This is a genomic window from Vibrio sp. A2-1 (assembly GCF_021728355.1).
GTDB lineage: Bacteria > Pseudomonadota > Gammaproteobacteria > Enterobacterales > Vibrionaceae > Vibrio > Vibrio splendidus_K.
In genome coordinates, this window is sequence record NZ_JAKKCO010000005.1 from 59,857 (window position 1) to 72,199 (window position 12,343).

Genomic DNA, 12,343 nt, shown 5'->3' on the forward strand with positions numbered 1-12,343 from the left:
AGGCATTGATAGGCTTGAGCACTAATAAATCACTTAACTCACCAATAGTGAATCTAGAGGCTCAACCGCGTTCTATTTCGTGAAATTCATATTCTATTTAGCGAAATTGACAATCGGGAAGCACGGGAAGAAACCGTTATCAGCACAGTTGATCAGACCAATCTGTACGCCTTCGATTTTATTGGTTTTGTTGAAGATACCAACCTGAACCGTCGACACTTCTGAAAGGTTCGCCGCACCAACATCAACCATAGTGTTGCCTTCAGAGTAGTTGACGAAGCTCACGTTCGCGCCTTTCACATCATTGGTGATGTTCACTGCACCCAAGTTCAAGCCTGTTGTTTTTCCTGGGTTCCAGTTGAATATACCCAAAGAAGCACCGGTCATTTCTTGGTTTACTTTATGCGCACCAAAAATACCCAGGTTCACACCCGTCGTGGTTTGTGTTTCTGACATACCCACAACCGCAAGATCGACACCTTTAACGTCGTTCACTTGTCCGTGAAGCAGAGCCAAACGTACACCACCAACCGCATCTGAATCCGGAGCATTGAAGCCATTGATCGTTGAAAACATAACAGGCGAAGAAGCAAATGCTGCTGGCGCCATTACCGCTGCAGACACAGCAAGTACTGAAAGTAATTTTTTCATTGGGGAGTCTCCACTGACTTATTGTTGACTTGATTAATCCATTTTCAATCAAGCATTTATTATCCTTTATTCAACAGCTATCCATGTTAGATCAATGTCATAACTGTACTGTTGAATATAAGACGCAAAATCATAAAGAGCAATGGTTAAGAGCAGATGCGGGATGCGAGTAACGAGATGCGAAAAACAAAAACGGAGACCGAGGTCTCCGTTCTAAAGCTTATGTATAGCTTTCTCTGTTACGAGAAAGGGGGATGATTACATCATGCCGCCCATACCACCCATACCGCCCATGCCGCCCATATCAGGCATTGCAGGGCCAGAATCTTGTGGCTTGTCAGTGATCATCGCTTCTGTTGTGATCATAAGACCAGCAACGGATGCTGCGAACTGAAGTGCAGAACGCGTTACCTTAGTTGGATCTAGGATACCCATAGCAATCATGTCGCCGTATTCGCCAGTCGCCGCGTTGTAACCGTAGTTACCTTCGCCAGCACGAACGTTGTTAGCAACAACAGATTCTTCATCACCAGCATTGGTTGTGATTTGACGGATAGGCGCTTCCATTGCACGTAGTGCAACGCGGATACCTACGTTTTGCTCTTCGTTGTCGCCTTCAAGGCCAGCAACTTTAGATGCAGCGCGGATAAGTGCAACACCACCACCAGCAACTACACCTTCTTCAACAGCAGCGCGAGTCGCGTGAAGTGCATCTTCTACGCGGTCTTTCTTCTCTTTCATCTCAACTTCAGTCGCAGCGCCAACTTTGATTACTGCAACACCGCCAGCTAGCTTAGCTACGCGCTCTTGAAGTTTTTCTTTATCGTAGTCAGACGTCGCATCTTCGATTTGTTGACGAATTTGAGAAACGCGACCTTTGATCATCTCTTCATTACCCGCACCATCGATGATGGTTGAGTTTTCTTTAGTGATCGTAATGCGCTTAGCTTGACCTAGGTCTTCTAGCGTTACTTTCTCAAGGTCTAGGCCGATCTCTTCAGAGATAACCGTGCCGCCCGTTAGGATAGCGATGTCTTGCAGCATAGATTTACGACGGTCGCCGAAACCAGGTGCTTTAACCGCAGCCACTTTAACGATGCCACGCATGTTGTTCACAACAAGAGTTGCTAGCGCTTCGCCTTCTACATCTTCAGCGATGATAAGAAGTGGACGAGATGCCTTAGCAACCGCTTCTAGAGTCGGAAGAAGTTCACGGATGTTCGACACTTTCTTGTCGATAAGAAGAATGAACGGGCTATCTAGGTCAACAGAACCGGCTTCTTGGTTGTTGATGAAGTAAGGAGACAGGTAACCGCGGTCGAACTGCATACCTTCAACTACGTCTAGCTCATCTTGTAGAGCCTGACCTTCTTCAACCGTGATTACGCCATCACGACCTACTTTTTCCATCGCTTCAGCAATGATGTTACCTACTGTCGAATCAGAGTTCGCAGAGATAGTACCTACTTGAGCAATAGCTTTCGTGTCTGAACAAGGAACAGAAAGGTTCTTCAGCTCTTCAACTGCCGCGATAACCGCTTTGTCGATGCCGCGCTTAAGATCCATTGGGTTCATGCCAGCAGCAACCGCTTTTAGGCCTTCAGCGATAATAGACTGAGCCAATACTGTTGCTGTCGTTGTTCCGTCGCCCGCCGCGTCATTCGCTTGCGAAGCCACTTCTTTAACCATTTGTGCGCCCATGTTTTGGAACTTGTCTTCAAGTTCGATTTCACGTGCAACTGAAACACCATCTTTAGTGATAGTCGGTGCGCCAAATGATTTGTCTAGAACAACGTTACGGCCTTTAGGACCTAGCGTTACTTTTACTGCGTCAGCCAGAACGTTTACACCTTCTAGCATTTTAATACGTGCGTCGTTACCAAATTTAACGTCTTTAGCAGCCATCTTAATTTCCTTTAAAATTCTTTATTAAATCAGTTCAATGTGTGGCGCGGATTACTCAACGATCGCCATGATGTCGTTTTCAGACATGATCAGAACTTCTTTGCCGTCGATCTTTTCAGTTTTAGTGCCGTAGCCTTCAGAAAAGATAACAGTATCGCCAACTTTAACGTCCAATGGTTGTACTGAACCGTTTTCTAAAATGCGGCCTTTGCCAACAGCTAGAATAATACCGCGCGTTGATTTTTCAGCGGCAGAACCAGTTAGAACGATGCCACCAGCAGATTTAGATTCAACTTCTTGGCGCTCAACGATAACTCGGTCGTGTAGAGGACGGATATTCATCGGTCAGATCTCCTGATAATTTCCATTTAATATGATAGTTGCCACAATTGGCATGGGTTAATCAGTATGTTGGGGCGATGCAGAAGATCCCAAGGGGTGAAAGAGAAAAATTGTGATCCAAAGAGCAGATAAGAGCAGATGCGAGTAAACGGGATGCGAGATACGAAAAGCAAAAACGCCCCTGCGAATAATCTTGTGTAAATGTCAGGGGGTTAAGCAAAAGAAGGCTGCTTTTCTTTTCTCCGCTTTTAGCTCTTCGATACTCGTTTACCCGCATCTCGTATCTGCTTTTAAGCTATTCCCTTCCCGCCCGCATCTGTTTATCCTACGCTTTTGGTTTCTATCGGCGTTTTACATGCAAGATAAGCACGGGCTATTAACTGCCCCAATTGAGAGTACATTGCGTACCATGACCATACCGACCATATTCGGTATGGTGGCGATCTTGATGTTTAACCTCGTCGATACTTTCTTTATCTCGTTGCTTGGTACTCAAGCCTTAGCTGCGGTGAGCTTTACCTTTCCAGTCACCTTTGGCATCAACTGCATCACCATGGGAATCGGTATCGGCCTTTCGACATGTATTGGGCGATTGCTTGGCCAAGGCAGCGCACAAAATGCAGCACGCTTTACCTGTCATGGCTTATTGCTGGCTCTGCTTCTTGTTGGTTGCGCTTCTACGCTAGGCATTACTTTCTTAGAGCCTATGTTCACCCTATTAGGGGCAGAGCAAGAGTTGCTGCCGCTGATATCGGAATACATGTCGGTGTGGTATCTCGCGATCCCATTGTTGGTCATTCCCATGGCAGGCAACAGCGCGATTCGAGCAACCGGTGATACAAAAACGCCCGCCAAGATCATGCTACTGGCTGGGCTTATCAATGGCGTTTTAGATCCGCTGCTCATCTTCGGTTATGGGCCTTTCCCTGAACTGGGGATTCAAGGCGCAGCCATTGCCAGTGGTTTCAGTTGGTTTGGTGCTTTATGTGGATCACTGTACGTATTGATGGTGCGAGAAAAACTGCTTGCTCCTCCTAAACTGAAAAACATCGTCAGTGACTGGCGACAAATCTTAAAAATAGGCACACCAGCCGCTCTGTCTAACGCTCTGAATCCACTTGCTGGCGCTATCATCATGATGATGTTGGCCAAGCAAGGTACTGAAGCGGTGGCGGCGTATGGCGCAGCGCAACGTATTGAGTCCATTCTGATCATTGTGTTGATGTCTCTGACTTCAGCTCTTACGCCTTTCATGGCGCAAAACTTTGGCGCAAACAACCCTCAACGCAGTTTTAAGGCACTGTTTCTAAGCATGCGTTTTGCCATATTATTCCAAGGGTTAGTCTTCTTAATGATGGTGCCACTGAGCATTCCTTTAGCCGCCCTTTTCTCTCAAGAAGAATCGGTGCGAGGCATATTGTGGCATTACCTGCTAGTTGTGCCCTTTAGCTATGGGTTCCAAGGCATTGTGATGATGTTGATCAGCGGCATGAACGCGATGCATCAACCACTTAAAGCCTTCCAGTGGAGCTTCATGCGCTTGTTTGTGTTTACCTTGCCCTTTGCGTGGATAGGCAGCCAAATCGATGGCGTCGAAGGGATGTTTGTTGGCTTAGCACTCGGCAATATCATGGGCGGTATATCCGGGTATTGTTTTGCGCTTCGTATAAGGGGGAAAGCAGATGCGGGATGCGAGTAAACGAGATGCGAAAAGATATAAGAGCAGATTCGAGATACGAGTAAACGGGATACGAAAAGATATAAGAGCAGATACGAGATTCGAGTAACCGAGATGCGAAAAGATATAAGAGCAGATGCGAGATTCGGGTAACCGAGATGCGAAAAGATATAAGAGCAGATGCGAGATTCGAGTAATCGGGATGCGAAAAGATATAAGAGCAGATACGAGATTCGAAGAGCTTGAGAACAGAAAAAGACTAGAAGAAGGAAGATGACATGGAAGACACCACTTACAAAATGTTCTATGACGCACCGATTGGCAAGATGATCATTGTTAGTAATGGTGTGTCGCTTATTGAAATTGACCATATCAATACCGAACCAGAGCTTACAGAAAACCCCGACGAGTTATGCCTTAGAGTATCTCGCCAACTAGACGAATACTTTGCAGGCCAACGCACCCGTTTTGACTTACCTTTAGAACCTAAAGGCACCGATTTTCAACGCAAGGCATGGGTCGCGTTGACCAGTATCCCTTATGGGGAAACCATCAGCTATGGCGAGCAAGCGAAAAGAATGGATAACCCGAAAGCAGTAAGAGCAGTAGGTGGTGCGAACGGTAAGAACCCATTTAGCATTGTTGTCCCCTGCCATCGAGTGATTGGGGCGAACGGTACATTAACGGGCTACACTGGAGGCATGAACCGCAAAGAATGGTTACTGGATTTTGAGCTAAAAATGGCAAACAACGAATAATGGCAAACAAACAGGTAGCCGAATAAACCAAGATAGCTATTTAAGTGCTCTTTAAATCTTCGCGACAGCCCTTTAAATCTTCGCGACAGCCCTTTAAATCTTCGCGACAGCCCTTTAAATCTTCGCAACAGCCATAGCGAAACGTTGTTTTTTCGTCAGCCATAACCCACCAACGATAAGAACAAAAAACAAAATATGCAGCCATAACTTAGGCCCAACATCGGTGTTCAGTGCAGATAACGAACTGATAGGCGGAAATTGTTTTGTCGTCACCAGTTTCACCACCCATTCATTGGCTGGCGTTGCAATAAGCGTGGTTATCCAACCCAATACGGCGATTTGGATGAGGTTGACGGAAAGCGATGAATTGAAGATAAAAATAAGGTTCGAAAGAAAGGCATAACACAATGAAACGCCAACATGCACAACCCACGACAACACCAGTGCACTCGTTGGATCGTAGCCACCTAACGTCACGTACGCAGCAGCGTGTCGAGATGTCAGGGTCGACATACCAAACAAAGGCTGAATCAGGATAAAGGCGATACTAGCCATCAAGCCGACAACAAATGTCATAATAAGCGTCTTTTTATTCATACTTTTGACTTCCATGAGAAATAGAACAGCTTGAATAGAAAAACACACCAAGGTTTATCTTCATCAAACCAATCATATTAAATTAAAATTGAACGATCGCTCAAGATTTAGCAAGTTAGCACTAACAAAATTGATGTGCAAGGTTTTGTTCATTTGCTAAACAATGGGGGATGAATAGATTTCGCTTCGATGCTTATGTTTATAAGAAGGCTCATGTTTATAAGCAGACTCAAGACTCATGCTTATGATCATAATCAGACTCATCAAGATCGGGGTCGGCCATATCAGCCATATCAGCCATAAAATAAAAGCAGGAAAAAGCTTGAGAACAAGGCTGCTTTTTTTTCGACAGGAAGTTTCGATAAGTATTTATTCTACAAGTGAAAATTCTAACGAAGTTATCGAAGTTTTTAACAAGTTAGGGTGACCTGCTATTTACTACGATTGGTATAATATTGAGTCCAAAAAAATCACAAAAAAAAACGGCTACACTCGCGTGCAGCCGTTCTAGTATTCGATAAAAGTTAAAACTATTTGTCTAAAACAGTCATTACTTAACGATCACTTCACCTGACATTTCTGCCGGAATTGCAATACCAGACAGAGAAAGCATCGTTGGTGCAAGGTCAGACAGCTTACCGCCTTCTTTGAACTCAACGTCTTTGCTACCTACATAGATAAGTGGAACAGGTAGGTTAGTGTGCGCCGTGTGGATGCCGCCCGTTTCTGGGTTTACCATCATTTCCGCGTTACCGTGGTCAGCAGTGATAAGCAGTTGGCCATCGGCTTCTTTGATTGCTTCAACTACTTTACCCAGACATTCGTCTAGCGACTCTACCGCTTTAACCGCTGCATCGTAAACGCCAGTGTGGCCAACCATGTCACAGTTAGGGAAGTTACAAACGATAGCGTCGTATTTGCCGCCTTTGATTGCTGCAACAAGCTTTTCAGTCAGCTCTGGCGCGCTCATTTCTGGCTGTAGGTCGTAAGTTGCTACTTTTGGAGAAGCAACAAGCTGACGCTCTTCGCCTTCAAACTCGTCTTCTTTACCGCCGTTGAAGAAGAACGTCACGTGCGCGTATTTCTCTGTTTCAGAGATACGTAGCTGCGTTTTGCCTTCTTTCGATAGCCATTCACCGTAGGTGTTCTCTAGAGAAGCCGGTGGGAATGCACAAAGCAGTGGAATGTCTGCTGCGTATTGAGTCAGCATCACGAAGTCGATTGCTGGGAATACGCTGCGCTCAAAACCGTCGAAGTTAGGTACGAATGCACGAGTAATTTCACGCGCACGGTCGGCGCGGTAGTTCATGAAGATAACCGCATCGCCATCAACGATAGCGGCAGATTCTTCACCTTCCGCTTTGATTTCTGTCGCTTTAACGAACTCATCGTTTTCGTCACGAGCGTAAGCCGCTTCTAGGCCAGCAACAGCTGTATCAAACGTGAATTCACCTTTCGCTTGAGTAAGCAGGTCGTAAGATTCTTGAACGCGATCCCAGTTGTTATCACGGTCCATTGCGTAGTAACGACCAATAAGCGAAGCCACACGGCCTTTGCCCAGTTTAGCGAACAACTCTTGGAAACGAGCTAATGTGTTTTCTGCGCTACGTGGCGGTGTATCACGACCGTCTAAGAATGCGTGTAGGTAGATTTTCTCTGCGCCACGCTCTGCTGCCATTTCAACCGCTGCGTAGATGTGATCTTCATGAGAGTGAACGCCACCTGGAGACATAAGGCCCATGATGTGCACAGCTTTGTCTGCTTTAACCGCTTTATCAACAGCGTTAACCAGCGCTTCAGTTTGAGCGAACTCGCCGTCTGCGATTGATTTAGTAATACGCGTTAAATCTTGGTATACCACGCGACCCGCACCAATGTTGGTGTGACCCACTTCAGAGTTACCCATTTGGCCGTCTGGTAGGCCTACATCTAAGCCAGAAGCCGAGATTAGCGTGTTAGGTTGGTTAGCAATAAGACCGTCTAATACTGGAGTATTAGCGTTTGCGATAGCGTTGTCTTGGTTGTCTTCACGGTAACCGTAACCGTCAAGGATCACTAGAGCCATTGGCTTCTTAGCTGACATAGGACTGACCTCGTTCAATTCAAAATAAATCGGTATAAAAACAAATTAGCGTAATTTTACTACAGTTTACAGTCAAAACTGTAGCGGAAGATCAAGAAAGGGCGCAGGTAGGATGATCGAATATGAAAAAGAACGTCATTTTGTGTTTAGCTGACTGTTCTAATCACTTAGAAGATTAAGTACTCGCTACGCATTCGACACAATCAAAAAGAGCCCCGTAATCACATTACGAGGCTCTTTATTAGCTATTTACTACTAACTACTAACTTTCACCGTTATCATCGGCTTTCGCTATACACTGGCTGCATTTGGTGCTTCTTGCATTTGGCTCGCATTCCAAACCAAATCACCAATCCCATCCGTTGGCGAAAATCCGGTCGGCGCATCAAGAAGTAGCTGACGAATAGCTTCATGTTCTAGGTTATGACAAGCAAAGTCTAAGGATTCAAGTAGCGTGTCATACTCATCAATCGGCAAGAACACTTCTTGTGCGGTCATGATTCGTTCGTGAGCGGTACGTGCGACATTATCGCCAATCAACAACTCTTCATACAACTTTTCACCAGGACGTAAACCTGAGAATTGAATCTCGATATCACCATGCTGATTCTCTTCGTTCTTAACAGACAGGCCTGAAAGTCTAATCAGGTTTTCTGCGAGATCGGTGATTTTTACTGATTCGCCCATATCCAGCACAAACACATCACCACCCTTACCCATTGCGCCCGCTTGAATCACCAATTGCGCTGCTTCAGGAATAGTCATAAAGAAACGGGTAATATCAGGGTGAGTCACCGTGAGTGGGCCACCGGCTTTAATCTGTTTCTTAAACAGTGGAATCACTGAACCAGAAGAGCCTAAAACATTGCCAAAGCGAACCATACAAAAACGAGTTCCGTTCTCTTTCTGGTTTTCTTGCTGAGCTAAAGCTTGTAAACCTAACTCCGCCATACGCTTCGTCGTGCCCATCACGTTGGTTGGGCGCACTGCTTTATCTGTTGAGATAAGAACAAAAGACTCAACACCCGCCTCAATCGCCGCTTTGGCCGTATAGTAAGTGCCGTATACGTTGTTACGCACGCCTTCAATGACATTGTACTCGACAAGAGGAACGTGTTTATAAGCTGCAGCATGATAAACCGTCTGCACGCCAAAGGACTGCATTGAAGTTAGCAAGCGATGCGAACGCTGAACCGAACCGAGTAACGGCACAATTTCAACATCATATCCTTTGGTTTCTTTCACGAGCGAAAGCTCACGATCAATTTGGTACAAGCCAAACTCAGAAACTTCAAAAAGCACCAACGTTTTAGGTTGTTGTTTCAGGATTTGACGACACAACTCTGAACCAATAGAACCACCAGCACCGGTCACCATCACCACTTTATCTTTGATGTTAGCTTCCATTAACACTTGCTGAGGCGCAACCGCATCGCGACCTAACAAATCTTCAATAGGTACATCGGTCAGCTCATCAATTTTCGCTTTGCCAGACACAATATCCGCCATGTCTGGTACCGTTTGAATCTCAACAGGCAGTGGCGCTAACAAGTCCAGAACTTGCTTACGGCGTGCACGAGAAGCACTTGGTATCGCGAGTAAGATTTTAGAAATATCATATTTATCGATCAAAGCGTGGGTCTTATCTAAACCAACAACCGGTAATCCTAAGATCATCGTATTAGTGAGAGTGCTATCGTCGTCAATAAACGCACGAATATGGTAGTCCCCAGAGGCGCGAAGCGCTACCGCTAGCTGACGACCACCAGAGCCTGCACCATAAATCAACACTTCTTGACGTGAACCTTTCGAGGGAGACGTAGTGGCAACAAGGTTACGGACAACAAGACGAGAGCCCCCACACAATAGCGCCAAGTAAGCACCATAGATGATAGGTACCGTGCGAGGGATCGGCTCTTGCAGGTAATATGCAAATACAGCCAAAGAGATGGCCGACAAGATAGCACCGGCCGTCACCACAAACAGAGCCTGGAAAGTGAGGTAACGGAGAACGGCGCGATAAAGTCCTATTTTGGTAAAAGTAATGATCGTTGTTATTACTGTTAAGCCTGCCAATAATAAATTGTCACCATCACTCAAAAATTGAAAATCGCCTAGCCTTGTCCACAACGCAATATGCAGAGCAAAGAGAATAAGCAAAGTATCAATCGTGACACTGACGATCCGCTTTTTTAAGCGAGAGAGTTGCCATATAAAATTTAGACGTTGCATAAAATAATTCTTAATTATTAATAGTTATTTATAAAGCCATTGAACAGCCTGAGTTTAGGTCACAATTTAAAATCGATATCGTACCACTAAGCAAAACATCAACAACAATTACCCGTAGAGGTGATGATGATAAACCGTGTTCATTTTCTTTAAGTCTGGGGTCAATCGTTCACCACAGTATGGAAAGCATTGTATTTCGACTTGAGTTTGCCACATAATATCACTAAATCAATCCAGATTATGATTGTACTCATGAAGCTCTTCTTCATCCGCCTCATGAGTGAGACAAAACAGCCATACCTCCTCCTCACGTTCACCCAACTCATCAGAACAAAAAATACTGGCACCACTTTTAGCACATATTCACAATGATGGATCTTATACGACATAAGGCTTATTCACTAAACGATTTTAACCCTGCTGCGAGAGCACTATCTGCGTGAATAACACTCTTCTCGCTAACCAGACCTACTGGTTAATCTAATCCCAATATTAGGCTCAAAGTCACGTGGGGAGCCGCTACTAAAATGTAGATATTCACTGGTAAATCCGTAATTTCTGCTCGACAGAATAAAAGGATCTCTGATTTTGAGACGATGGATCACGATCTCTGTATGTAAAAAGGTGATTTTTAAATAATTTATAGAAAAACTGTCTCACTCAATTTTCATAATCAAATTTAAGACTTATAAATCAACAATATAGAGCGATGGTTATGGTACTCCCAATAGTGCCCAGAACCGGGCCTATTGGGATGTTTACGCGGAGTCTCAAAAAGAGGATCTTGGACGATCGACTATCTCAGGGCTGAGACAGAAAGCACAATAAGATTATGATTAGCAGAGTAAAATCACGACAGAAAAAGATCAGCCCCAATAGGCTGCACTAATGGTGTCGATTAATCAGAACCAAACAAATCACGCGTATAAACTTTGTCTGCGACATCTTTAATTTCATCTACCATTCGATTCGATACGATCACATCACAACTCTCTTTGAACTCTTTAAGGTCGCGTATAACTTGTGAATGGAAAAACTCATCGTCTTTCAAAACAGGCTCATACACCACCACTTCAACACCTTTCGCTTTAATACGCTTCATCACACCTTGAATACTCGATGCTCGGAAGTTATCCGACCCAGACTTCATGATAAGACGATAGATACCAACGCGTTTTGGCCTTTTACTTAAAATCGAATCCGCAACAAAATCTTTACGGGTGGTGTTTGCATCAACAATCGCGCCGATAATATTATTCGGAACATCAGCATAATTAGCTCGTAATTGTTTGGTATCTTTTGGTAGACAGTAACCACCATAACCAAAAGAAGGGTTGTTATAATGAGAGCCAATACGCGGGTCTAAGCTCACTCCTTCAATGATTTGGCGAGAGTCTAAGCCGTGGGATTCAGCATAAGTATCTAGCTCATTAAAGTAAGATACTCGCAGCGCCAAATAAGTATTAGAAAACAGCTTTACTGCTTCAGCTTCTGTAGAATCCGTAAGCAATACTTCAATATTTTGTTTCTTCGCTCCTTCAACCAATAAATCGGCAAATGTTTGAGCTCGCTCACTGTGCTCACCCACAATAATACGAGAAGGATATAAGTTATCGTATAGCGCCTTACCTTCACGTAGAAACTCAGGAGAGAAAATAAGGTTATCGACCCCTAACTCCTTTTTAATGCGAACCGTGTAGCCAACGGGTACTGTGGACTTAATTACCATGACTGCATTGGGATTGATAGCCATGACGTCTTTAATAACCGCTTCAACTGAAGATGTATTGAAATAATCCGTTTCAACATCGTAATCCGTAGGTGTAGCGATGATGACAAATTCCGCATTAGCGTATGCAAAATTTTTATCTAGTGTCGCGATGAAATTTAAAGATTTATTTACCAAAAAATCTTCTATTTCTGAATCGGCAATAGGAGATACTTTATCGTTGAGCAGGCGTACTTTCTTTTCAATAATATCGACTGCGATAACTTCATGGTGTTGAGCCAACAACATCGCATTTGATAAGCCTACATAGCCTGTTCCGGCAATTGCAATTTTCATAAATAAGCCAAACGTTGAAATAAAATTGATAT

The 12,343-nt window shown here is 44.4% G+C and carries 9 protein-coding genes; 2 read left to right on the forward strand and 7 right to left on the reverse strand.

What is annotated here, in order from left to right:
- Window positions 1-93: 93 nt before the first annotated feature.
- From L3V33_RS16790 to L3V33_RS16800, 3 genes are all read right to left on the reverse strand, one after another.
- Complete coding sequence (locus tag L3V33_RS16790) at window positions 94-651, reverse strand: hypothetical protein (RefSeq protein ID WP_004733330.1); 558 nt, start codon at window positions 649-651, stop codon at window positions 94-96.
- A 258-nt stretch (window positions 652-909) separates the two neighbouring features.
- The gene (gene groL, locus L3V33_RS16795; protein WP_017079119.1) at window positions 910-2,556 is read right to left on the reverse strand and encodes a chaperonin GroEL; all 1,647 of its coding nucleotides are present in this window, start codon (window positions 2,554-2,556) and stop codon (window positions 910-912) included.
- Between the two features lie 51 nt (window positions 2,557-2,607).
- Window positions 2,608-2,898 (reverse strand): co-chaperone GroES, encoded by a 291-nt coding sequence (locus L3V33_RS16800; protein WP_076667770.1) that lies wholly within the window; start codon window positions 2,896-2,898, stop codon window positions 2,608-2,610.
- A 355-nt stretch (window positions 2,899-3,253) separates the two neighbouring features.
- Here L3V33_RS16800 and L3V33_RS16805 point away from each other — a divergent pair, with 355 nt between their 5' ends.
- Both L3V33_RS16805 and L3V33_RS16810 read left to right on the forward strand, forming a co-directional pair.
- Window positions 3,254-4,597, forward strand: coding sequence for an MATE family efflux transporter (locus L3V33_RS16805; protein ID WP_237290843.1), 1,344 nt, complete (start codon window positions 3,254-3,256; stop codon window positions 4,595-4,597).
- 257 nt (window positions 4,598-4,854) lie between these two features.
- Entirely contained in the window at window positions 4,855-5,334 is a 480-nt protein-coding gene (locus L3V33_RS16810) for a methylated-DNA--[protein]-cysteine S-methyltransferase (RefSeq protein ID WP_237290844.1), read from the forward strand.
- 114 nt (window positions 5,335-5,448) lie between these two features.
- On the opposite strand, the gene L3V33_RS16815 is transcribed toward L3V33_RS16810, so the two are convergent.
- From L3V33_RS16815 to L3V33_RS16830, 4 genes are all read right to left on the reverse strand, one after another.
- Window positions 5,449-5,931 (reverse strand): hypothetical protein, encoded by a 483-nt coding sequence (locus tag L3V33_RS16815; RefSeq protein ID WP_114634273.1) that lies wholly within the window; start codon window positions 5,929-5,931, stop codon window positions 5,449-5,451.
- A gap of 550 nt (window positions 5,932-6,481) precedes the next feature.
- The gene (gpmM, locus tag L3V33_RS16820) at window positions 6,482-8,014 is read right to left on the reverse strand and encodes a 2,3-bisphosphoglycerate-independent phosphoglycerate mutase (RefSeq protein ID WP_237290845.1); all 1,533 of its coding nucleotides are present in this window, start codon (window positions 8,012-8,014) and stop codon (window positions 6,482-6,484) included.
- Window positions 8,015-8,305: 291 nt separating this feature from the next.
- Complete coding sequence (locus L3V33_RS16825) at window positions 8,306-10,246, reverse strand: nucleoside-diphosphate sugar epimerase/dehydratase (RefSeq protein WP_237290846.1); 1,941 nt, start codon at window positions 10,244-10,246, stop codon at window positions 8,306-8,308.
- A gap of 898 nt (window positions 10,247-11,144) precedes the next feature.
- Window positions 11,145-12,311 (reverse strand): nucleotide sugar dehydrogenase, encoded by a 1,167-nt coding sequence (locus L3V33_RS16830; protein WP_237290847.1) that lies wholly within the window; start codon window positions 12,309-12,311, stop codon window positions 11,145-11,147.
- Between the last annotated feature and the right edge of the window lie 32 nt (window positions 12,312-12,343).

What these genes read in the sequence shown, in the direction of transcription:
- L3V33_RS16825 (WP_237290846.1), bottom strand. Translation starts at nt 10,246, where the DNA reads ATGCAACGTCTAAATTTTATATGGCAACTCTCTCGCTTAAAAAAGCGG.
- gpmM (WP_237290845.1), bottom strand. Translation starts at nt 8,014, where the DNA reads ATGTCAGCTAAGAAGCCAATGGCTCTAGTGATCCTTGACGGTTACGGT.
- L3V33_RS16810 (WP_237290844.1), top strand. Translation starts at nt 4,855, where the DNA reads ATGGAAGACACCACTTACAAAATGTTCTATGACGCACCGATTGGCAAG.
- L3V33_RS16805 (WP_237290843.1), top strand. Translation starts at nt 3,254, where the DNA reads ATGCAAGATAAGCACGGGCTATTAACTGCCCCAATTGAGAGTACATTG.
- groL (WP_017079119.1), bottom strand. Translation starts at nt 2,556, where the DNA reads ATGGCTGCTAAAGACGTTAAATTTGGTAACGACGCACGTATTAAAATG.
- L3V33_RS16815 (WP_114634273.1), bottom strand. Translation starts at nt 5,931, where the DNA reads ATGAATAAAAAGACGCTTATTATGACATTTGTTGTCGGCTTGATGGCT.
- L3V33_RS16800 (WP_076667770.1), bottom strand. Translation starts at nt 2,898, where the DNA reads ATGAATATCCGTCCTCTACACGACCGAGTTATCGTTGAGCGCCAAGAA.
- L3V33_RS16790 (WP_004733330.1), bottom strand. Translation starts at nt 651, where the DNA reads ATGAAAAAATTACTTTCAGTACTTGCTGTGTCTGCAGCGGTAATGGCG.
- L3V33_RS16830 (WP_237290847.1), bottom strand. Translation starts at nt 12,311, where the DNA reads ATGAAAATTGCAATTGCCGGAACAGGCTATGTAGGCTTATCAAATGCG.